Source organism: Amycolatopsis roodepoortensis (assembly GCF_024628825.1).
Taxonomy (GTDB): Bacteria; Actinomycetota; Actinomycetes; order Mycobacteriales; family Pseudonocardiaceae; genus Amycolatopsis; species Amycolatopsis roodepoortensis.
In genome coordinates this window covers 6,472,182-6,492,856 of sequence record NZ_CP102415.1, presented here as the reverse complement: position 1 = coordinate 6,492,856, position 20,675 = coordinate 6,472,182, and the positions used below count along the sequence as shown (strand labels likewise).

The 20,675-nt window shown below is 69.2% G+C and carries 19 protein-coding genes and 1 tRNA gene; 10 read left to right on the top strand and 10 right to left on the bottom strand.

From position 1 onward, the window contains the following. Positions 1-5: 5 nt before the first annotated feature. The 6 genes from NQK81_RS31105 to NQK81_RS31080 form a co-directional block, all read right to left on the bottom strand. Positions 6-821, bottom strand: coding sequence for a zf-HC2 domain-containing protein (locus NQK81_RS31105; protein ID WP_257484344.1), 816 nt, complete (start codon positions 819-821; stop codon positions 6-8). After that, positions 818-1,360, bottom strand: coding sequence for an RNA polymerase sigma factor (locus tag NQK81_RS31100; RefSeq protein ID WP_257484343.1), 543 nt, complete (start codon positions 1,358-1,360; stop codon positions 818-820). The genes NQK81_RS31105 and NQK81_RS31100 overlap by 4 nt, the downstream gene beginning before the upstream one ends. A 181-nt stretch (positions 1,361-1,541) precedes the next feature. Next, positions 1,542-2,465: a nucleoside triphosphate pyrophosphohydrolase gene (locus NQK81_RS31095; RefSeq protein ID WP_257484342.1), complete on the bottom strand. Its 924-nt coding sequence runs from the start codon at positions 2,463-2,465 to the stop codon at positions 1,542-1,544. Beyond that, positions 2,462-3,466, bottom strand: a complete 1,005-nt coding sequence (locus NQK81_RS31090) for a hypothetical protein (RefSeq protein WP_257484341.1) — start codon at positions 3,464-3,466, stop codon at positions 2,462-2,464. Before NQK81_RS31090 ends, NQK81_RS31095 begins: the two co-directional genes overlap by 4 nt. Before the next feature lie 156 nt (positions 3,467-3,622). Further along, complete coding sequence (gene mfd, locus NQK81_RS31085) at positions 3,623-7,177, bottom strand: transcription-repair coupling factor (RefSeq protein ID WP_257489882.1); 3,555 nt, start codon at positions 7,175-7,177, stop codon at positions 3,623-3,625. Between the two features lie 56 nt (positions 7,178-7,233). Beyond that, positions 7,234-8,148, bottom strand: coding sequence for an LLM class flavin-dependent oxidoreductase (locus tag NQK81_RS31080; RefSeq protein ID WP_192743521.1), 915 nt, complete (start codon positions 8,146-8,148; stop codon positions 7,234-7,236). Between the two features lie 86 nt (positions 8,149-8,234). Between NQK81_RS31080 and NQK81_RS31075 the strand changes: the two genes are divergently transcribed. After that, complete coding sequence (locus NQK81_RS31075) at positions 8,235-8,999, top strand: helix-turn-helix transcriptional regulator (protein ID WP_257484340.1); 765 nt, start codon at positions 8,235-8,237, stop codon at positions 8,997-8,999. Here the strand turns inward: NQK81_RS31075 and NQK81_RS31070 are convergent. Continuing rightward, a complete protein-coding gene (locus tag NQK81_RS31070; RefSeq protein WP_257484339.1) occupies positions 8,926-9,555 on the bottom strand; it encodes a class I SAM-dependent methyltransferase in 630 nt (209 codons plus the stop codon). The genes NQK81_RS31075 and NQK81_RS31070 overlap by 74 nt on opposite strands. A gap of 131 nt (positions 9,556-9,686) precedes the next feature. Here NQK81_RS31070 and NQK81_RS31065 point away from each other — a divergent pair, with 131 nt between their 5' ends. Genes NQK81_RS31065 through NQK81_RS31055 form a run of 3 tightly spaced genes read left to right on the top strand, consistent with a single transcriptional unit; the run spans position 9,687 to position 12,718 of the window. Beyond that, positions 9,687-10,853, top strand: a complete 1,167-nt coding sequence (locus NQK81_RS31065; RefSeq protein WP_257484338.1) for a sensor histidine kinase — start codon at positions 9,687-9,689, stop codon at positions 10,851-10,853. Continuing rightward, entirely contained in the window at positions 10,850-11,512 is a 663-nt protein-coding gene (locus NQK81_RS31060) for a response regulator (protein ID WP_257484337.1), read from the top strand. The genes NQK81_RS31065 and NQK81_RS31060 overlap by 4 nt, the downstream gene beginning before the upstream one ends. A gap of 21 nt (positions 11,513-11,533) precedes the next feature. Further along, a complete protein-coding gene (locus tag NQK81_RS31055) occupies positions 11,534-12,718 on the top strand; it encodes a PQQ-dependent sugar dehydrogenase (protein WP_257484336.1) in 1,185 nt (394 codons plus the stop codon). Here the strand turns inward: NQK81_RS31055 and NQK81_RS31050 are convergent. Further along, positions 12,715-13,440: an SDR family NAD(P)-dependent oxidoreductase gene (locus NQK81_RS31050; protein ID WP_257484335.1), complete on the bottom strand. Its 726-nt coding sequence runs from the start codon at positions 13,438-13,440 to the stop codon at positions 12,715-12,717. The genes NQK81_RS31055 and NQK81_RS31050 overlap by 4 nt on opposite strands. Positions 13,441-13,472: 32 nt before the next feature. Between NQK81_RS31050 and NQK81_RS31045 the strand changes: the two genes are divergently transcribed. Together NQK81_RS31045 and NQK81_RS31040 are read left to right on the top strand one after the other, a co-directional pair. Then, positions 13,473-13,994, top strand: coding sequence for an isochorismatase family protein (locus NQK81_RS31045; RefSeq protein ID WP_257484334.1), 522 nt, complete (start codon positions 13,473-13,475; stop codon positions 13,992-13,994). Positions 13,995-13,997: 3 nt separating this feature from the next. Continuing rightward, complete coding sequence (locus NQK81_RS31040) at positions 13,998-14,390, top strand: NUDIX hydrolase (protein WP_257484333.1); 393 nt, start codon at positions 13,998-14,000, stop codon at positions 14,388-14,390. Between the two features lie 3 nt (positions 14,391-14,393). Here NQK81_RS31040 and NQK81_RS31035 read toward each other — a convergent pair whose 3' ends face one another. Together NQK81_RS31035 and NQK81_RS31030 are read right to left on the bottom strand one after the other, a co-directional pair. Further along, positions 14,394-14,987: a TetR/AcrR family transcriptional regulator gene (locus NQK81_RS31035; protein ID WP_037318732.1), complete on the bottom strand. Its 594-nt coding sequence runs from the start codon at positions 14,985-14,987 to the stop codon at positions 14,394-14,396. A gap of 98 nt (positions 14,988-15,085) precedes the next feature. Then, positions 15,086-16,036, bottom strand: coding sequence for an acyl-CoA desaturase (locus tag NQK81_RS31030; protein ID WP_257484332.1), 951 nt, complete (start codon positions 16,034-16,036; stop codon positions 15,086-15,088). 174 nt (positions 16,037-16,210) lie between these two features. On the opposite strand from NQK81_RS31030, the gene NQK81_RS31025 reads away from it, so the two are divergent. The 4 genes from NQK81_RS31025 (at position 16,211) to NQK81_RS31010 (ending at position 20,583) form a co-directional block, all read left to right on the top strand. Next, positions 16,211-16,282, top strand: a tRNA-Gln gene (locus tag NQK81_RS31025). A gap of 43 nt (positions 16,283-16,325) precedes the next feature. After that, on the top strand, positions 16,326-18,074 hold the full coding sequence (locus NQK81_RS31020; RefSeq protein WP_126736467.1) for a GGDEF domain-containing protein: 1,749 nt from the start codon (positions 16,326-16,328) through the stop codon (positions 18,072-18,074). 44 nt (positions 18,075-18,118) lie between these two features. After that, positions 18,119-19,606 carry a bifunctional UDP-N-acetylglucosamine diphosphorylase/glucosamine-1-phosphate N-acetyltransferase GlmU gene (glmU, locus tag NQK81_RS31015; protein WP_257484331.1) on the top strand — a complete coding sequence of 496 codons (1,488 nt, stop codon included), beginning with the start codon at positions 18,119-18,121 and terminating at the stop codon, positions 19,604-19,606. Continuing rightward, a complete protein-coding gene (locus tag NQK81_RS31010) occupies positions 19,603-20,583 on the top strand; it encodes a ribose-phosphate diphosphokinase (RefSeq protein ID WP_007028782.1) in 981 nt (326 codons plus the stop codon). The genes glmU and NQK81_RS31010 overlap by 4 nt, the downstream gene beginning before the upstream one ends. Positions 20,584-20,675 lie beyond the last annotated feature (92 nt).

The window sequence follows — 20,675 nt, the reverse complement described above, 5'->3', positions numbered from 1 at the left end:
TTCGTTCATCGTTCGGATCCGGTGAGCAGGCCGAAGACGCTCTGCCGGAGCACCACCACGACCGCGGTCAGCGCGAAGATCGCGCCCCACACCGGGAGCAACCGGGGTTCGAGCGCGGTGGCGCGCCCTTGCGAAGCCACCGCGGGCGCCAGGATCACCGCCATCCAGACCCCGGTGAGGACGTAGGCCGCCCGCGTCACTCCGATCACACCGCCGAGCGCGAGCGTCCCGGTGGTGAAGGCCAGGCTCGGCAGGAGACCGAGCCCGAATCCGCCGCCGGCGAGCCAGCTCGAAAGACCCTGGATCGGCAAGACGACCGCGAGGACCGCCGTCGTCCGGCGCAGCAGCAGGTAGAGCCCGGCCCTCGGCGTCGAAGTGACCAGTTCGTATGCGGGATCGAGCCCCTTCGCCCACGACACCGCGACCCCGAGCACCGGCAGCACCGGTGAGAAGAGCTGGACGAACGAGTAGCCCTTCGACTCGGTGAACCCGAGAGAGTCCAGCAGGAAGCCCAGTGCCGGGATCAGGACGATCATCACCAGCCACGGCAGCATCACCGGCGTCACCCAGGTGTGCAGCCGTCCGGCCCACCGCCTCCGCATCGGGCTCGGGCCCGCTTCGGCGAGCTTCGGCCCCAGCCCCGCCCAGACGTCGTCCACCAGCGCGGACACCGTCGGAAGGCTGAGCGCGGACAGTGCGCTCCGGCATTCCGCGCACTTTTCGAGATGGGCTTCGACCGCCCAGACCTCGTCACCGGCCAAGCCGTCGTCCCCGCGGACGTAACCGGCGAGGAGCTGTTCGGACACGTGTTCCTTGTTCACGACAGCGCCTCCCGCATCGCGATCCGAGCCCGCCTGGCGCGGGTTTTGACGGTTCCTTCCGGCAGGCCGAGCAGGACCGCGGTCTCCCGGACGGTCAGCCCGTCGAGCACCATCGCCTGCAGGACCTGACGGAGTTCGGGAGCGAGGCGGCGCAACGCGTCGCCGACGTGGTCGCCGACCGCACCGGCCAGCGCCTCGTCCTCGGCGGCGGGCGCGACGGTGGTTTCCGCGACCGCCAGCGGCTGCGCGTGCCGCGCGCGGCGGCGGAAGGCGTCGACCAGCCGGCGCGCGGCGATCGTCCACAGCCAGCCCACGGCGCTCCCGCCGACGGCGGAACCGGCGAACGCGCCCGCCGCGCGCCAGACCGCGAGGTAGGTCTCCTGCATCACCTCGGCGACGATCTGTTCGTCGGCGCAGCGACGGCGCAGGCGCACGGCCAGCCACGGCGACGTGCGGCGGTAGAGCTCCTCGAACGCCGCGCGGTCACCTTTGGCCGTGCGGCGGACGAGCTGCTCTTCGTCCGGTTCCGTTCCTTTCACATCCGGCAAGACGCCGAGATCGCCGAAACGGTTCTCACCCGATTGTGTCCTGTGTCACAGCACCTCTGTGGAGGCCCCGTCCGGCGCTGCCATGTCGCGAAAGCCACTTTCGGGACGTCAGACGTCGCGAAAGTGGCTTTCGCGACACACTCTGCCGGATGTGAGCGACGGCCCGCACTCCTCAGGGACCCGGCCAGAACTTGCGCCAGCCGTCGGCCTCGAGCGTCGTCGGTTCCAGGCCGGCATCGCGCGCGGCCTGCTCGGCGTCCCGGATGTCGCGGGCGAACCGCTTCGCGACGGCACGGAGCTCGCCTTCGGGATCGATCCCCGCACGGCGCGCGGTCGCGGCCACCCGGAACAGCTGGGCGGCCGCTTCGGAACCGCCGGGGAACAGATCGAGCGGGATCCCGGCCCGGCCGCTGCGCTGGCCGAGCTTCCCGGCGAGGGCCACGGCGGGCTGGCCGAGCGCGACACCGTCCACAATGGACTGACGGCTCTTCTCGGCCTGCTTCAGTTCTTCCCATTTGAGGTTCTGGTCGCTGACGGTCTCGACCCGGGGAGCGTCGGCGAAGACATGCGGATGACGTCCGACGAGTTTCGCGACCAGTTCGGAAGCGACCTCGTCGATCCCGAACGGATCGTCCGCGTCCTCGGCCGCGACGCGCGCGTGGAACAGCACCTGGAGCAGGACGTCACCGAGTTCCTCGCGCAAGGCGACACGGTCGCCCTCTTCGATCGCGTCGAGCAGCTCGTAGGTCTCCTCGACCAGGTATTGACGCAGCGACTCGTGCGTCTGGACGGCGTCCCACGGGCAGCCACCCGGCGAGCGGAGCCGGTCCATCACCTCGGCGGCCTCGACCAGCGGCGGCACGGGCGCTTCGATCACCCGCGCTCCGGCCCTGATCAGCGCCGCGGCCTTCGGTTCCCTTCGCGAACCGGCGATGAGCACGAGGTCTCGCGCCTGTGCCTCGCCGAGCCCGGGCACCCCGAACACCTCGGGATCGACATCGGAAGCCGCGTACACGGCACCGCTGCTCCGCAGGATCGTGAGTGCCGCGGCGGGCAGTGTCGCACCGCGGGCGATCACGACGACGGCAGCGGTCACGGGTTTTGCGGGGCGGCACCGTGCACAGGCAGCACGATGCCCTTCTTCGAAGCTTCGTTGGGCGCGAGGTCCATCTCGACAACATCCCACACGCCGTAGCGCGGGTTCACCTTGAGGTCGACCTGGCCGAGGTACGACTGGAGGAGCCGGACACCGACCTTGGCCAGCTGCTGAGGGGTGGGCCGGGCGGCCTGATCCGACGCGACGGGCTTGTCCGCGGTCCGCTCACGCATCACGACGACGACCCAGAGCGGCTGCTGCGGTGTCGGCTGGAAGGCGGCGACGGTGTTGGGTTCGAGACCGAACAGGACGGTGGCCGCGGTCGCGGGCGACTGCATGGCGGGCAGCTTCTGGCCGGTGCCCGCCTGCGTGTCGGACGTCTGCTGGTCCTGCGCGATCAGCTCGGCGGCCGCGTTCGGCGAGGCGGCGAAGCGGCGGGCCTTCTCGATCGCCTGCTCGCGCAGCCGGTCCGAGTCGGCGCCGGTGGCGTCGGTCGAGGAGACCGAGCTGAAATCGAACGTGACGGTGAGCTTGTCCAGGTACTTCATCGCGAGCTGGGTCTGCAGCGCCGCGTCGACCAGTGCCTCACGGTGGTCCCGCACCCGCGCCACGAGCTGCTCGACGCTGAGCTCGGGGTCGTCCTGCGGGTTGGCCTCCATCGGCTTCGCCAGCGGATCGTTCTGCAACGCGTTCACCACGAGGGATTCGTCGACCCCGATGCCTTCCCGCTGGGCGGCACGCTTGGTGAGGTCGTGCAGGATCTCCTGGCGGACGATCTCGCGGCCGACGAGGTCGAGCTTGTGCTCCTTGGCGAGCTGCTGCCCGTACGGGTGCTCACGAACGGCCTTGTCGATCAGCTGCTGCACGCGATCCACCGAAACGGTCCTGCCGTCGACGATCACCGCCGCACCGACCTGCCCGGGTCCGGCGTTGCATCCGGCGAGAAGGAGAGAACCGGCAAGAACCCCGACCAGCGCGCGACGGCGCCCCATGATCCGCATCACAGGGCCTACCCTCTCATACCGGCCCCGGCGAGAGAACCAGGTCGTAAGTCGCGATTCGGGCTCGGCCCCGCACGCGAGTTCCGCTTCCCATCACGCGAGTTACGTCTCCGATCACGCGAGTTCCGCCTTCCCGCACGCGAGTCACGGCTCCGATCACGCGACGGGTGCCGGCGACTTCATCAGATTCGTCAGGAGCTTCGCGCACCAGTCCAGCAGTTCCTCATCTCGCAACGCGGGGGCGCCCATCCGCCCGCCCGCCGGGCCCTCCGTCGGCTTCGGCACGGAGACCGTGTTCGTCACCGCCTTGTAGAGAGCCTTGGGGTACAAGCGCTTCAGCCGCACCATCTGCGAATCCGCCAGCGGCAGCGGCGCGAACCGGATCGACGTGCCCTGTGCGGAGACCTCGGTGACCCCGGCCGCGCGGCAGGTGTGCCGGAACGTGGCGACCGCGAGCAGCCTCCGCACCGGGGCGGGCGGCTGGCCGTAGCGGTCGACCAGTTCCTCGCGGACGGCATCGAGCCCGGCCTGGTCGGGAGCGGCCGCGATCTTGCGGTACGCCTCCAGCCGCAACCGCTCGCCCGGCACGTAGTCGTGGGGGATGTGCGCGTCCACCGGAAGGTCGACGCGGACGTCGGCGAGTTCTTCTTCCTCCGGCATGTCCGCGCCCGCGTGACGGCGGAACGCGTCGACCGCTTCGCCGACGAGCCGCACGTACAGATCGAAACCGACGCCCGCGATGTGCCCGGACTGCTCCGCGCCCAGGATGTTGCCCGCGCCGCGGATCTCCAGGTCCTTCATCGCGACGGCCATGCCCGCGCCGAGTTCGGTGTTCTGCGCGATGGTCGCCAGCCGGTCGTGCGCCGTCTCGGTGAGCGGGGCCTCCGGCGGGTACAGGAAGTACGCGTACCCGCGCTCACGCCCGCGCCCGACCCGGCCGCGCAGCTGGTGCAGCTGCGCGAGGCCCAGCAGGTCACCTCGTTCCACCAGCAGGGTGTTGGCGTTCGAGATGTCCAGCCCGGTCTCGACGATCGTGGTGCAGACGAGCACGTCGTACTCGTTCTCCCAGAAACCCTGGATGATCTTTTCGAGTTTGTCCTCGTTCATCTGCCCGTGCGCGGTGACGACGCGCGCCTCCGGCACCAATTCGCGAATGCGCTTCGCGGCCTTCTCGATCGAGGAAACCCTGTTGTGTACGTAGAAGACCTGGCCGTCGCGCAGCAGTTCGCGCCGGATCGCGGCGCCGACCTGCTTGTCGTCGTACGCGCCGACGTAGGTCAGGATCGGGTGCCTGTCCTCGGGCGGGGTCAGGATCGTGGACATCTCACGGATCCCGGCGAGCGACATCTCCAGCGTCCGCGGGATCGGCGTCGCCGACATGGTCAGCACGTCGACGTGCGTCCGCAGCGCCTTGATGTGCTCCTTGTGCTCGACGCCGAACCGCTGTTCCTCGTCGACGATCACCAGGCCGAGGTCCTTGTACCGGATCCCGGTCTGCAGCAGGCGGTGGGTGCCGATCACGATGTCGACATCGCCGGAAGCGAGCTGTTCGAGGATCGCGTCCGACTCGGGCTTCGAGGTGAACCGCGAAAGCCCCTTGATCTTCACCGGGAACGAACTCATCCGTTCGGTGAAGGTGTTGAGGTGCTGCTGAGCGAGCAGCGTCGTGGGCACCAGCACCGCGACCTGCTTGCCGTCCTGCACCGCCTTGAACGCCGCGCGCACCGCGATCTCGGTCTTGCCGTAGCCGACGTCACCGCAGATGACGCGGTCCATCGGGACGCCGCGTTCCATATCGGCCTTGACCTCGTCGATCGCGGCGAGCTGGTCGTTGGTCTCGGTGAACGGGAAGGCGTCCTCGAGTTCGCCCTGCCACGGGGTGTCCTGCGCGAACGCGTGCCCGGGGGCGGCCTGCCGCGCGGCGTAGAGCTGCACGAGTTCGGCGGCGATCTCCTTGACCGCCTTCTTCGCCTTGGCCTTGGTGTTCTTCCAGTCCGATCCGCCGAGTTTGTTCAGCGTCGGCAGCTCGCCACCGACGTAGCGGGAGACCTCGTCGAGCTGGTCGGTCGGGACGAACAGCCGGTCCCCCGGATGCCCGCGTTTGGAGGAGGCGTACTCCAGCAGCAGGTACTCGCGGGTCGCGCCGGCGACGGTGCGCTGCACCATCTCCACGAACCGGCCGATGCCGTGCTGGTCGTGGACGACGTAGTCGCCCGCCTTGAGGGCGAGCGGATCGACGGCGTTGCGGCGCCGCGACGGCATCTTGGTGCTGAAGTCCTTTGTGGACGTCCCCGCGCCGGAGCCCCGGCCGGTGAGATCCGATTCGGACAGCACGACCAGCGCCCGCTCCGGCGACACGAAGCCGTCCGAAAGACCGCCGCACGTCACCGTCACGACGCCCGGCGTGAGCGGACCGGTGATGCCTTCCGCGAGCGACGCGGGCACGTCCCCCGCCGACAGCTGCTCGACGGCGCGGGCCGCCGTGCCGTGCCCGGCGACGACGAGCACCGCCGTCCCGCCCGCTGCCGTGTGCGCGCGCAGATCCGTCGTCGCGCGCTCGACCTCGCCGCGGTAGTTCGGCGCGGCCTCGATCGAGACGCGGTAGACGTCGGGATCGTCACTGGCCAGCTGCGTCAGCGTCCACCAAGGGCGCTTCGTCTCCTGAGCGTGCTTCGCGATCCCCGCGAGGTCCCGGTACGCGGACGCGCCGAGGTCGATCGGCGCCTGACCACCCGCGGCGGCCGTGGTCCACGACGCTTCGAGGAACTCCTGCCCGGTCCGGACCAGGTCGGCCGCGCGGGCGCGGATCTTCTCCGGATCGGCCAGCAGCACGTGCGTGCCCTGGGGCATCGCGTCGGTCAGCAGCTCCAGCTCGCCCTCGCACAGCACCGGGATGAGCGCCTCCATCCCCTCGACGGGGACACCGCCGGAGAGCTTGGTGAGCATCTCGGTGAGCTGGGCGTCCGCCTCGTACGTCGTCGCCAGCTCGGCGGCCTTCGCGCGCACCGGCTCGGTGAGCAGCAGCTCACGGCACGGCGGCGCGCTGACATGCTGGATCTCCCCCGGCAGCGACCGCTGGTCCGACACCGCGAACGCGCGGATCTCGCTGACCTCGTCGCCCCAGAACTCGACCCGCACCGGATGCTGCGCCGTCGGCCCGAACAGGTCGAGGATGCCGCCGCGCACGGCGAACTCGCCGCGTTTCTCGACCATGTCCACCCGCGTGTACGCGAGCTCGACCAGCCGCTCCAGCAGGCCTTCGAAACTCTGCTCCTCGCCGACCACCAGGTCGATGGGCGCGAGCGAACCGAGCCCGGGCGCCATCGGCTGGATGAGGCTGCGGACGGTCGCGACGACGACACGCAGGTCGTCGGCTCCCGTCTCGAGCCGGTGGAGCACCTCCAGCCGCCGACCGACGGTGTCCGCCCGGGGCGACAGCCGCTCGTGCGGCAACGTCTCCCAGGACGGGAAGTCGGCGACGGCGCCGTCGCCGAGGAAGGACTTCAGCGAAGCGGTCAGTTCGTCGGCCTCGCGGCCGGTCGCGGTCACCGCGAGCACGGGGCGGCCGGCGCCCTCGTCCGCGGCGAGGGCGCCCACGACCAGCTGGCGGGTGGCGATCGCGCCCTGGAGCTCGAGCACCGGGGCACCGGCCCGCTCGACGACCCCGCGCAGGGCCGGATCGGGAAGGATGGAATGAAGGAGTCCGGACAATGGAGCGTTTGTCACCGTCCCAGCCTACGTGGGGGCACCGACAGTCCGCCGCGCGATTACCGGGGCAGGGCGCCGGCGACCATCGGAAGCTGTTCGTCGAACTCGGCCGGTTCCTGCGTCGCGATCCGGATCAGCACGTGTTCGGCGCCCGCGTCCCGGTATTCGCGCAACCGGTCGGCGACCTGCTCGGGACTGCCCGCGATCTGCATTTGGATCTTCTCGACGAAGTCCAGCGGAACGCCGTAATTCCGCTGCGCGTAGTCCTCCAGCCGCTCGCGGGCCCGCACCGGGTCCTCCTCGATGAGCACTGTCGCGAACAACGCGGGCGTCACGGGGCGTACGGCTGCTTCGCGGATCTTCGCGAGCCCGTCGGCGTAGTCCGCGACGTCGGGCGGATACGGCAGCCAGCCGTCGTAAAGCCGCCCCACTCGTTCGAGCGCGCCCGGGGTGAACGAGGCCAGCCACACCGGCGGACCACCCGGACGGTGCGGTTCCGCGTACTCCGGAAGGGTGTCGTAGTGCAGCACCTCGCCGTGGAACGGACCACTCTTCCCGCTCCAGACGTGCCGCCACAACGCGACGATGTCGTCGAGCCGGGCGCGGCGGCGTTCCCACGGAACGCGGGTGAAGGCGAACTCGGGTTCGCTGCGGCCGGCGAACCCCGCGCCGACGCCGAGCGTGATCCGGCCCCGGCTGAGCAGGTCGAGCGAGAGGATCGCGTTCGCGGAAAGCAGCGGATCCCGCAACGCCGGGAGCAGCGCGGCCGTGCCGATCGTGACCCGCTCGGTTCTGGCGGCGAACGCGCCGAGCAACGTCAACGAATCGATGGGCGCCTTCGCGAGCGTGTCGCCGACCCAGACCGAATCGAAGCCGAGACGTTCGGCTTCGACCGCGATCGCGACCATTTCCGGCGCGGTGCGCCCGGCGTCGAGGATGGACCGATAAGTAGGGACGACCAGACCGAATTTCATGCCGGGAGCATCGCCTCGGCGGGTAATCGTCTCAATTCCTTCGAGGGAATGGCGGCGCCGACGGCGGCTCGGCCAAGATGACGACCATGGTTTCCGGATTCGGCCCCGCGCTGAAGGGCTGGCGCGAGCGTCGGCGGCTGTCCCAGCTGGAACTGGCACTCCGGGCCGGGACCACCCAACGGCATGTGAGTTTCCTGGAAGGCGGCCGGTCGATCCCCGGCCGCGGGCTGGTGCTGCGCGTCGCCGAATCGCTCGAACTCCCGCTCCGCGAGCGCAACGGCCTGCTGCTCGCCGCCGGATACGCCCCCGGTTTCCCCGAAACGAAACTCGACGATCCCGGGTTGAAGCCGGTCCTCGACGGCATGCGGCGGCTGCTCGACGGGCACCGGCCGTATCCGGCCATCGTCGTCGACCGTTACGGCGTGCTCGTCGCCCGCAACGACGCGCTCGACTTGCTCTTCGAGGACGTGGCGCCCGAACTGCTGGAGGAACCGGTCAACACCCTGCGGCTCGCGCTGCATCCGAAGGGGATGGCGCCTCGGGTGCGGAACCTCGCGGATTGGGCGCGACACATCCTGGAACGGCTGACGCAGGAGATCGCGCACGCGCCCGACGAGAAGCTCACCGCGTTGCTGGCCGAACTCGAAGGTTACGTTCCGGAGCCGGGGCCGCCCGGCCCCGATCATCTCGGGTTCGCCGTGCCGATGCGCCTGTCCACCTCGGCGGGCGAGCTGCGGCTGATCACGGCCATCACGACGTTCGCGACCGCGGCCGACGTCACGGTGTCGGAATTGAAACTGGAGACTTTCCTTCCCGCCGACGCCGAGACGGCCGCGATCCTGACGCGCTGACCGGCAGTGCCGCCCGGTGCACGAACGCGGGCGGCAGGTTCGGCCAGACGACCGGCGAGCGCCCGGTCACCGCGAACCGGTCACGCAGCGCGGCGGCGAATCGCCTGCCCGGCGGTGCCCACGCCGCGTGCACGTAGGCGAAGGTCGTGAACCGGCCGTTCGGGACCAGGATTTCGGTCACCCGGTCGAGGATCCGTTCCTGGCGGTCCGTCGTCATGACCGTCCACGGCAGACCGGAAACCACGACGTCGGCGGCTTCGCGCACGTGATCGTCCAGGTTCTCGGCGGATCCCTGGACGATTTCGACCTCCGGATACCGCTCCCGCAGGATCCCGGCGAGCCGGGGATTGATCTCGACGGCGACCAGCCGGGCGCCCGGCGGCAACCGGCTGAGGACGGCCCCCGTGAAGACTCCCGTGCCGGGCCCCAGCTCGACGACGAGCCGGGCGTTTTCCAGCCCGAGGCCCGTCGTCATGGCTTCGGCGAGTTTCGGAGAGCTGGCCGCGACGGCCCCGGTGAGCATCGGATGGCGGAGGAATTCCCTGGTGATCGACATGATCCCGACGCTAGGAACGGGTTCCGTGGCCCCGCGTCGGCCGCGACGTCCGGCCCCGTCCACCCGCGGGAGGACGCCGGGGGTACCCCAGGACGACGCGCTCGGCCGTCCGCCGCGGTTACGTTCGGGACGTGTTCAGGTTGTCCGAGCGGATCCGCGCCCACCCCTGGGTGACCGACCTGCCGCTTTTCGCGTGGTTCGTCTTCCTCGCGCCGACGGGGTCGTCGCCGGTCCCCAAGGCGATCCTGCTCGTGCCGTACCTCTTCCTCGTGCCGCTGCTCTGGCGGCGGCGTCATCCTGAGATCGTCGCGGTGCTGGTCGTCGCGGGCGTGACCGCGCAGTATCTCGTCGAGTTCTGGGCCTACGACCGCGGCCGCGGCGAACTGGCGATGGCCGTCGCGCTCTACACGCTGGTCCGCGCGGGGAACCGCCGCTTCGCCGCGCTGATCGCCGTCGTCATCGTCACCCTCGACGTCGCCTGGGGTCTCACCTGGGGAGCCACCACCGAACAGGGACCGGAGATCGCGATCGTCGCGACGATCCCGCTGCACGTCGCGGCATGGGCGCTCGGCGAGTTCTTCCGCGCTCGCCAACGTCTCTCGGACGAGGAAACGGTGAAGGCGGAACTGGCCGCCTCCGAACAGGACGCCCGCGCGCGGGCCGCGGTCGCCGAAGAGCGCACTCGCATCGCCCGGGAACTGCACGACGTCCTCGCGCACAGCGTCAGTGTCATCGTGATCAACGCCGAGGGCGCGAAGCTCATGCGTCACAAGGACCCCGAAGCCGTCGACCGCACACTCGACACGATCGGCAAGGCGGGTCGCGACGCGCTGGCCGAATTACGCCGTCTCCTGGAGGTCCTCCACGCGGGCGAAACCGCTCGAAGTCCTCAGCCCGCCGTCGCTGAACTTCGCGATTTGGTCGAGCAAGTGAGCGCGACCGGCCGCGAAGTCGGGCTCCGGGTCACCGGTGACGCCGACGGGCTGCCGCCCAGCGCCGCGCTCCAGGCCTACCGGATCGTCCAGGAAGCACTCACGAACATGATCAAACACGCGCCCGGCGACGCGAGCGGAACCGTCGAAATCGATTTCAGCGAGGACGGCCCGCGCCGCGACGTCCGGATCGAGGTGACGAACACCGGCGGTTCCGGTCCGCCCGCGCCGCGGCTGCCGTCTTCGGGGCGGGGCCTGGCGGGGATGGCGCAGCGGGTCGAGATGTTCCACGGCACACTCGACACCGGGCCGACCCGCGACGGTGGTTACCGGGTGGCCGCGAGTCTGGTGGTGGAGGCCGGATGACGCCCCCGGTGAAGGTGCTGATCTGCGACGACCAGGAACTGGTCCGCGTCGGGATGGGCATGATCGTCACGAGCCAGGAGGACCTGACCGTCGCGGGCGAAGCCGCCAACGGCGCCGAAGCGGTCGAAACAGCGCTGCGGCTGCGGCCGGATCTGGTCCTGATGGACGTCCGGATGCCGGTGCTCGACGGCGTCGCGGCGACGGAGCGGATCTGCGCGGAGCTGCCCGGGACACGTGTCCTGATGATCACCACCTTCGATCTCGACGAATACGCGTACGCGGCGTTACGCGCCGGCGCCAGCGGATTCCTGGTCAAGGACGCTCCGGCCGAAGAAATCCTCGTCGCGATCAGAGGAGTGCTTCGCGGGGATTCGATGGTCTCGCCTTCGGTCACCAAACGCCTGCTGGACCGCTACCTGGACGACGCCCGTGACGGCGGCGAAAGCAAGCGGCTGGAGAAGCTGACCGAACGCGAGAAGGACGTCCTCGCGCTCATCGCGCGCGGCCTGGCGAACAGCGAGATCGCCGCGAAGCTCTACATCGGCGAAACGACGGTGAAAACCCACGTCGGCCGGATTCTCGCGAAGCTCTCACTTCGCGACCGGGTGCATGCGGTCGTGTTCGCCTACGAAAGCGGTTTGGTTCGCGCTGGTGGTTGAGCACGGTGGCATGCTGAAGACATGCGCACTTCCGCCGTCGTCGCGTTCGCCTCGTTGTCCTTGCTGGTCACGGCCTGTTCCGGGGCTTCGAGCGAGTCGGTGCAGAGCGCGCCACCGGTCACTTCGAAGCCGGCCGCGGCGGCGTTGAAGGTCGAGCAGGTGACGGCCGGGCTCGAACACGGCTGGGACGTCGGTTTCCTCCCGGACGGGAAGATCCTCGTCACCCAGCGTCCCGGGAAGCTGGCCCTGATCGAGGGCGGCGCGAAACGCGACGTCGCCGCCGACTTCTCCGACGTCCACGTCCGCGGCGAAGGCGGCCTGATGGGGATGGTGATCAGCAAGGACTTCGCGACGTCGCGCGAGTTCATCACCTGTCAGACCCACAAGGAGGGTGACACCGCCGTCGACATCCGGCTGGTCACCTGGCGGCTGTCGGACGACGGCGCGAGCGCCACGAAGGTCAAGGACCTCCTCACCGGGCTGCCGGTGAACCCCAGCGGCAGGCACTCCGGCTGCCGTCCCACGTTCGGCGCGGACGGCGCGCTGCTCGTCGGCACCGGCGACACCGCCCGCCCGCAGCATCCGCAGGACCGGACGAGTCTCGGCGGCAAGGTGCTGCGCGTCGACGCGAAGACCGGGAACGCGTTGCCGGACAACCCGTTCATCTCGTCGGCGAATCCGAACGAACAGCGCGTGTTCACCTACGGGCACCGCAACGTCCAGGGCGTCACGGTCCGCCCTGGCACGGGGCAGGTGTTCACCGCCGAACACGGGCCGACGATCGACGACGAGGTCAACCTGGAGACCGCGGGCAAGAACTACGGCTGGGACCCGTCCAAGGGCGGCACCGAGACCAGCTACGACGAAAGCGTCCCGATGACCGACAAGCAGCGCTTCCCGGACGCCGTCAGTCCTTTGTGGACGACCGGTGAGATCACCGAGGCCATCTGCGGCGCGGAGTTCCTCACCGGGACGCAGTGGGGCGCGCTTGAAGGCTCGCTGGCCGTGACCGCGCTGAAAGGCCAGAAGCTCCTGCTGTTCCGCCTCGACGACGCGGGCAAGGTCACCGAAGTGACCCTGCCGCCCGAGTTCGACGACAAGTTCGGCAGGCTTCGCGCCGTCCGAAGCGCGCCCGACGGCTCGCTCTACATCACGACTTCGGAAGGTGAGGACGACAAGCTGCTGAAGGTCACCCCCGGCGCCTAATGGCCGAGGTGCGCGCCGCCGTTGACGTGGACGATCTGGCCGGTGACGTGCCGGGCCTCCGGGCTCGCCAGGAAGGCCACGACTTCAGCGACGTCCGCGGGCTCGCCGGCGCGTTTGGTCAGCGTGTTGCCGATCAGCCACTTCCGGCGTTCGTCGGAAAGCTTGCCCTGGAAGAACTCGGTGTCCCCGACCAGTCCGGGCGCGACGATGTTCGCGGTGATCCCGCGCGGCCCGAATTCCCTTGCCACGTCGACGTTCCACGCCTCCAGCGCGGCCTTGGCCGCACCGTAGGAACCCGCCCCCGTCCGCGCGGCGATGGAGCCGATGGTGACGATCCGCGCGCCGTCGGCGAACCTCTCCCGCAAGGCACGGGTGACCAGCACGGCGCTGAACACGTTCGCGTCGAGGTTGGCCTGCCAGTTCGCCGCGAAGGATTTCAGGTCTTCCGCCTGCCCGTTCCGGAAATCGGTGTTCCCGCCCGCGTTGTTGACCAGGACGTCGACCCGCTCCGGCAAGTCGGCCAGCGCCCGTTCCACCGCGTCCGGATCGGCCGCGTCGAACGGGACCGGATTCGCGCCGAGCAGCGCCGCGGCCTCGGTGAGGACCTGTTCGCGACGGCCGGTGATCGTCACCCGGTCACCCCGCGCGGCGAATGCCGCCGCGACCGCGTACCCGATCCCGGTTCCGCCGCCGGTGACCACTACTTCCCTGTTCTTCCCCATACCTCCAGGATAGGGACACTAGGCTTCCCCGCATGACGAAGATCGACCCGGCGACGACGGCGCTCGTCCTGATCGACCTCCAGACCCGCATCGTCGCGCTGGAGACCGTTCCGATCGAAGGAACCGAGGTCGTGGCGAACGCGGTCTTGCTGCGCGAGGCCTTCAGCGCGGCCGGCTCACCGATCGTCCACGTGCGCGCGCACCGGCCGGGCGTCGAGGAGCAGCCGCCCGGCAGCGAACTGGTCGCCGAACTGACGCCTCGCGACGGCGAGCACCTGATCACCAAGAACACGATCGGCGCCTTCTACCGCACCGGACTCGACGAGCTCCTGCGCGGACTCGGCGTGAAGACACTGGTGCTCGCCGGGATCGCCACGGAATACGGCGTCGAATCGACGCTGCGGGCCGCGATCGACCACGACTACGAGACCATCGCCGTTTCGGACGCGATGGCGGGGATCGCGGCGATCTCCCACGAATCGGCGGTCACGAAGGTGTTCCCGCGACTGGGCGAAGTGCTCACGACCGCCGAGACCGCCGCCGCGCTGGGCTGAACCATGATCGACAAGATCGCTTGGCTGCACCTGCGGGACGGCCGGATCCTGAGCACTCGCTCACGCGGGAAGTCCGTGTTCTATCTGCCCGGCGGCAAACGCGAATCCGGCGAAACCGACACGGAGACCTTGATCCGCGAAATCCGTGAGGAACTGACCGTCGACATCGATCCGGCGAGCATCGAGCCCGCCGGGGTCTTCGAAGCGCAAGCCGACGGCCACGCGACAGGTCTCCTGGTCCGGATGACCTGCTACACGGCCGAATTCGGCGGAACACTCACGGCCAGCAGCGAGATCGACGAGGTCGCGTGGCTCGGCTACGAGGACAGGGACCGGGTGTCCGCGGTCGACAAGATCATTTTCGACCACCTTCGGGAGACCGGCCTCCTGCGCTGAAACTCAGTACAGCCGCAACTTGGGCTTGTGCTCCAAATTGGACAGACCGTTCCAAGCCAGATTGACCAGATGCGCGGCGACCTCGTCGCGCTTCGGCTTCCGGGCGTCGAGCCACCACTGCCCGGTGAGCGCGACCATCCCGACCAGCGCCTGCGCGTACAGCGCGGCCAGCTTCTCGTCGTAGCCGCGCGCGGCGAACTGCTGCGCGAGGATGTGCTCGACCTGACTGGCGATGTCGTTCAGCACCGTCGAGAACGTGCCCGTCGAACTCGCGACCGGCGAATCCCGCACCAGGATGCGGAAGCCGTCGTGCGAGTCTTCGACGTAGGAGAGCAACGCGATCGCCGCCTGCTCCAGCATCACCCTCGGGTGTCCACCGTGGAGGGTGGAGACCATCCGGTCCAGCAGCAGCTGGGTCTCGCGGTCGACGACGACGGCGTAGATGCCTTCCTTGCCGCCGAAATGCTCGTACACCACCGGTTTGGAGACGTTCGCGCGATGCGCGATCTCCTCGATGGACGTGCCTTCGAAACCCTTCTCCGCGAACAGGGCTCTGGCGACGTTGAGCAGCTGCTGCCTGCGCTCGGTCCCTGTCATCCGCACCCGGGCCACCGGGGCGGCAGGACGCGCCCCGGTGACCGCTTCACGTTTGGTCCGCCTTCTCCCCGCCATCGCAGAAGACTAACGCGACCTCGCTATTTGCTTTCAGTGGCGATGCGCGCGAGGCGCTGCGGGGTCGGCCAGCGCACGTCGTGGGCCCAGCCGAACTTCTCGAAGATCCAGATCAGCCGCGCGGAAATGTCGATCTGACCGCGCTGCACACCGTGCCGCGCCGAGGTGGGGTCGGCGTGGTGCAGGTTGTGCCACGACTCGCCGAAGGAGAAGATCGCCAGCGGCCAGAAGTTGGCCGATTTGTCGCGGGCCGCGAACGGGCGCTCGCCGATCATGTGGCAGACCGAGTTGACCGACCAGGTGACGTGGTGCAGCACGCAGACGCGCACCAGCCCGGCCCAGAAGAACGCGGTCACCGCGCCCCAGAACGACCAGGTGATGAGTCCGCCGAGGATCGCGGGCAGCACCAGGGTGAGCAGGCTCCACAGCCAGAACAGGTCGTCGACCTTCTTGATGGCCGGGTCCTTCACCAGGTCCGGCGCGAACCGCTCCGCGTTGGTCTGGTCGCGGTCGAACAGCCAGCCCATGTGCGCGTGCCAGAACCCCTTGGCGATGGCGAGCGGCGAGGTGCCGAACAGCCACGGCGAATGCGGGTCGCCGTCGCGGTCGGAGAAGGCGTGGTGGCGCCGGTGGTCGGCGACCCAGGTGATCACGGGGCCCTGGACGGCCATGCTGCCGGCGATCGCCATCGCGACGCGCAGCCACGGCTTGGCCTTGAACGAGCCGTGCGTGAAGTAGCGGTGGTACGAAACGGTGATACCGAGCCCGCTGATCGCGTAGAAGACCACGAACAGGCCGACGTCGACCCAGGTCAGTCCCCAGCCCCAGGCGAACGGGACGGCCGCGAGCAACGCGGCGAGCGGGAAGATGACCCCCAGGTAGACCGAAAGCTGCACAGCGCTCGACCGCTGTCCTTCGGTGACCGGTTTGGGGCCCTTCGCGGGCTTCTGGGACTGGTCCAGGGTAGCCGTCATGCAGTCACTTCTTTTCTACGAGCAGCCCTTGAGGGTATCCCTAAGGGTGACCTTACCTACGATGCCGTAAGTTACGGTACAGGAGGTTTCGCCCGCTGTGGAGTGCCCGCGAAGGTGAGGCAACCCCCGGGCGCACGCGGAGGTCCCCGGCATGGCTATCCTGACCAGGATCGATCCGCCGTAGTGTAATCGGCAGCACTTCAGATTTTGGTTCTGACAGTTCAGGTTCGAATCCTGGCGGCGGAGCAGACGAACAGATGACCAGCGGCGTTTTCAACGGTGGGGGTGTGTGCGGCTGACCGAGGACGCGACGACCAGTGGCAGGCGGCCGGCGCTTGCGGAGATGTCCGACGCCTGGCTTTACGGTCGCGCGCGCGAACTCGGGGCGGCCATCCAGCGGGTCAGCTTCGCCGAGCAGCTGGACATCGTCACCAGCCTCGACGAACTCCTCGACGAGACGCAGCGCCGCGGCGAACCCTTGCTGGTCGCCCAGCTGCTGCGCTACTCGGCGATGGCCAGGCTGGTCACCCGCGGCCTCGCCGCCGAAGCCGAGCCCCGGCTCGACGAGATGCTCGCGCACACCAGGCGGCACGGTCTCGCGCTCATGCGGGCCGACGCGCACGCCATGCGCGGCCGTCGGCTGGTGATCGCCAAACAGGAGGACGCCGCCCTCACCGAGATCGCCAGGGCACTGGCCATCCTCGACGATTCCGCGGTCCCGGACCGCCAGGTCGGCAGGCGCAACTGGGACCGGATGCTGTCCACGACCCTGGTCGACTGCTGGCTGGTGCTGAACCAGCTGGGCGTCTACGAGGCGGCCGAGGAGGCCATCGCCCGCGCCGCGCAGGCGATCCGCGACAGCGCGAGCCCGCACGAGATCGCGCTCCAGCTGATCAACCGGGTCAAGATGCTGCTGGGCTGGGGTCTCCGGCTCGAGCGCATCGAGCGCTACGACGAGGGCGCGGACAAGTTCCGCACCGCGGCGTCGATGGCCCAGGCCGCCGAAGGCCCGTTCACCGAGTCGCTCTTCCCGCGCAAGGCGGGGGTGCCCGCGATCGACCAGGTCGGCGTGCTCGCCGCGGCCGCCGCGCTGGCGTCGCCCGATTCGTCGCATATCGAACGGCTGAACTCGCTGCTGCATCCGGAACTGGTGTTCCCGCACGAACGCGAGATCATCGCCATCGCGCTGGCCCGCTGCCTGGACAACGACGGCCGCCGCGAGGACGCCCTGCAGGTGCTCAAAGAGGTCCGCGAAGACAACGAGGACGGTTCGCTGCCGTCGATGCGGCTGAACCTCGCCCGCGAGCTCGCCAGGCTCGACACCACCCCGGACTACGCGTCCGGGGCGAGCCAGTCGCTGATCGACTACGCGACCATCCTGGAAACGGAGATGTGGTCGCTGCGGGAATCGCAGATCGCCACGCTCAACGCGCGCCGGGAACACGAACGCCTGTCCGCCGAGCACGGCGCGATCACCCAGCAGGCCCTCCAGGACCCGCTGACCGGGCTGCCGAACCGGCGCGCGCTCGACGAAAAGCTGCGTTCGCTGGCGTCGTCCGCCGACGCCCAGCCCCTCGCGGTGGCGCTGGTCGACCTCGACGGTTTCAAGGACGTCAACGACAAGCAGTCGCACGCCGAGGGCGACAACGTTCTCCGTGTCATCGCGAGCACGCTGCGCGACGCCCTGCGCGGCGACGACGTGGTCGCCCGATACGGCGGAGACGAGTTCATCGTGCTTCTACCTGGGGCTCCGGCGTCGGCGGCGAAGCAGGCGCTGGGTCGTTCTGTGAATGCCGTCGCATCTCTGCCGCACCATCTTTCGCACGGCGTCACCCTCTCCGTCGGCCTCGTCTCGCTCCGCCCGCAGGAGCGGGCCGAGCAGGTCCTCGCCCGCGCCGATGCGGCCATGTACCAGGCGAAACGCGGCGGCGGGAACCAGGTTTCGTCGGTGAACTCGATGGCCATCGACCCGGCGACCGGATGGCCCGGCGAGGATGCTCCGACCGACCCCGCGTGGGACGCCGAGCAGCCCACGTAGGATCAATGCCCGACAACCACCGTTGGTGAAATGTTGGGAGAGCCGTGACCGGCCCGCTGAGCACGTTGATCCTCGCCGCGGGTGAGGGCACCCGCATGCGTTCGTCCACCCCGAAGGTGCTGCACCCGATCGCCGGCCGCCCGTTGGTCGAGCACGCGGTGCGGGCCGCCGCGGGACTGAACCCCGAGCACCTGGTCGTGGTCGTCGGCCACGGTCGCGACTCGGTCGGCGCCCGGCTGGAAAAGGTCGGCGAGGCTCTCGGCCGCCAGGTCGTCACGGCCGTCCAGGAAGAACAGAAGGGCACCGGGCACGCCGTCTCGTGCGCGCTCTCCGCGCTGCCCGGCGGGCTGACCGGCACCGTCGTCGTCAGCTACGGCGACGTCCCGCTGCTCGACACCGAAACGCTCGCTTCCCTGGTCGCCGAGCACACCTCCACCGGTAACGCGGTCACCGTGCTGACCGCGGTCGTCGAGAACCCGACCGGTTACGGCCGGATCATCCGCGACGAAAACGGCGTCGTCACCTCGATCGTCGAGCAGAAGGACGCCACTCCCGAACAGCACGAAATCGCCGAAATCAATTCCGGCGTCTACGCCTTCGACGCGTCGGTCCTGGTCGACGGGCTTTCGAAGCTTTCGACCGACAACGCGCAGGGCGAGCTCTACCTCACCGACGTCCTCGGCATCGCCCGCGGCGACGGCAAGGGCGTCGGCGCGCTGGTCATCGACGACCCGTGGGTGACCGAAGGCGTCAACGACCGCGTTCAGCTCTCCGTCCTCGGCGCCGAGCTGAACCGCCGGATCGTCCGCGGCTGGCAGCGGGCCGGCGTCACCGTCGTCGACCCCGCGAGCACCTGGATCGACGCGGGCGTGACCCTGTCGCGCGACGTCGTCATCGAGCCCGGCGTGCAGCTGAAGGGTTCGACGTCGGTCGGCGAGGGCGCGCAGATCGGCCCGGACAGCACCTTGGAGAACGTCTCCGTCGGCGCGGGCGCGTCGGTGGTGCGGACCCACGGTTCCGATTCGGAACTGGGCGACGGCGTGAAGGTCGGCCCGTTCACCTACCTGCGTCCCGGCTCGAAGCTGGGGACCAAGGGCAAACTCGGAGCTTTCGTTGAGACGAAGAACGCCGACATCGGCGCCGGCACGAAGGTCCCGCACCTGACCTACGTCGGCGACGCGACCATCGGCGAGAACAGCAACATCGGCTGCTCCAGCGTCTTCGTCAACTACGACGGCGTGAACAAGCACCACACCACGATCGGCTCCCATGTGCGGCTCGGCGCGGACAACACGTTCGTCGCCCCGGTGACCATCGGCGACGGCGCCTACAGTGGGGCAGGCACCGTGATCAGGCAAGACGTGCCCCCAGGCGCGCTCGCCGTGTCCACCGGGCCGCAGCGCAACATCGAAGACTGGGTGGCCCGGCGCAGGCCGGGCACACCCGCGGCGGAGGCAGCTTCCGCCGCGAAGCAGGACACCACCGCCGTGTCCGATTCGAACAAGGGAAACGACGGGGAGTCGCCAGCATGAGCTCGAAGTCCGGAACACCGAAGAAGAACCTGATGCTCTTCTCCGGGCGCGCCCACCCGGAACTCGCGGAAGAGGTGGCCAAGCACCTCAACGTGTCGGTCGTACCGCAGACCGCGCACAATTTCGCCAACGGGGAGATCTTCGTCCGGTTCAACGAATCGGTGCGCGGGACCGACGCGTTCGTGATCCAGAGCCACCCCGCGCCCATCAACGAGTGGGTGATGGAGCAGCTGATCATGGTGGACGCCCTCAAGCGGGCGAGCGCCAAGCGGATCACCGTGATCATGCCGTTCTACCCGTACGCGCGGCAGGACAAGAAGCACAAGGGCCGCGAGCCGATCTCCGCGCGCCTGATCGCGGACCTGTTCAAGACCGCGGGCGCCGACCGGATCATGACGGTCGACCTGCACACCGCGCAGATCCAGGGCTTCTTCGACGGCCCCGTCGACCACCTGCTCGCGCAGAACGTGCTGGCCGCGCACATCAACAAGACCTACCGGGACGAGAACATCACCGTCGTCTCGCCGGACTCCGGCCGCGTGCGGCTGGCCGAGAAGTGGGCGGCGCAGCTGGGTGACCGGCCGATCGCCTTCATCCACAAGACCCGCGACCCCGACAAGCCGAACCAGGCCGTCGCCAACCGCGTCGTCGGCAAGGTCCGCGGTCAGCTGTGCGTGCTGATCGACGACATGATCGACACCGGCGGCACGATCGTGAAGGCCACCGAGGCCCTGCTCGACGAAGGCGCGTCCGACGTCGTCATCGCCTCGACCCACGGCATCCTGTCCGACCCCGCCACCGAGCGGCTGTCGAACTGCAAGGCGCGCGAGGTCATCGTCACCAACACGCTGCCGATCCCGGAGGAGAAGCGGTTCCCGGGGCTGACCGTGCTGTCCATCGCGCCGCTGCTGGCGCAGGCGATCCAGCAGGTCTTCGAGGACGGGTCGGTCACGTCCCTCTTCGACGGCAACGCCTGATCCCAGCGAAGCAAGGGACCTTTGCTCCCGCTCTCTTCCGGAGAGTGAGAGCAAAGGTCCCTTGCTTCGTTTTCGGCTCCTCGCGAAACCGC

Excerpts from the sequence above, each read along its gene's own strand:
- NQK81_RS31060 (WP_257484337.1), top strand. The coding sequence starts at position 10,850 with ATGACGCCCCCGGTGAAGGTGCTGATCTGCGACGACCAGGAACTGGTC.
- NQK81_RS31035 (WP_037318732.1), bottom strand. The coding sequence starts at position 14,987 with ATGACAGGGACCGAGCGCAGGCAGCAGCTGCTCAACGTCGCCAGAGCC.
- NQK81_RS31030 (WP_257484332.1), bottom strand. The coding sequence starts at position 16,036 with ATGACGGCTACCCTGGACCAGTCCCAGAAGCCCGCGAAGGGCCCCAAA.
- NQK81_RS31045 (WP_257484334.1), top strand. The coding sequence starts at position 13,473 with ATGACGAAGATCGACCCGGCGACGACGGCGCTCGTCCTGATCGACCTC.
- NQK81_RS31090 (WP_257484341.1), bottom strand. The coding sequence starts at position 3,466 with ATGCGGATCATGGGGCGCCGTCGCGCGCTGGTCGGGGTTCTTGCCGGT.
- NQK81_RS31070 (WP_257484339.1), bottom strand. The coding sequence starts at position 9,555 with ATGTCGATCACCAGGGAATTCCTCCGCCATCCGATGCTCACCGGGGCC.
- NQK81_RS31055 (WP_257484336.1), top strand. The coding sequence starts at position 11,534 with ATGCGCACTTCCGCCGTCGTCGCGTTCGCCTCGTTGTCCTTGCTGGTC.
- NQK81_RS31050 (WP_257484335.1), bottom strand. The coding sequence starts at position 13,440 with ATGGGGAAGAACAGGGAAGTAGTGGTCACCGGCGGCGGAACCGGGATC.
- NQK81_RS31010 (WP_007028782.1), top strand. The coding sequence starts at position 19,603 with ATGAGCTCGAAGTCCGGAACACCGAAGAAGAACCTGATGCTCTTCTCC.
- NQK81_RS31075 (WP_257484340.1), top strand. The coding sequence starts at position 8,235 with ATGGTTTCCGGATTCGGCCCCGCGCTGAAGGGCTGGCGCGAGCGTCGG.
- NQK81_RS31080 (WP_192743521.1), bottom strand. The coding sequence starts at position 8,148 with ATGAAATTCGGTCTGGTCGTCCCTACTTATCGGTCCATCCTCGACGCC.
- NQK81_RS31040 (WP_257484333.1), top strand. The coding sequence starts at position 13,998 with ATGATCGACAAGATCGCTTGGCTGCACCTGCGGGACGGCCGGATCCTG.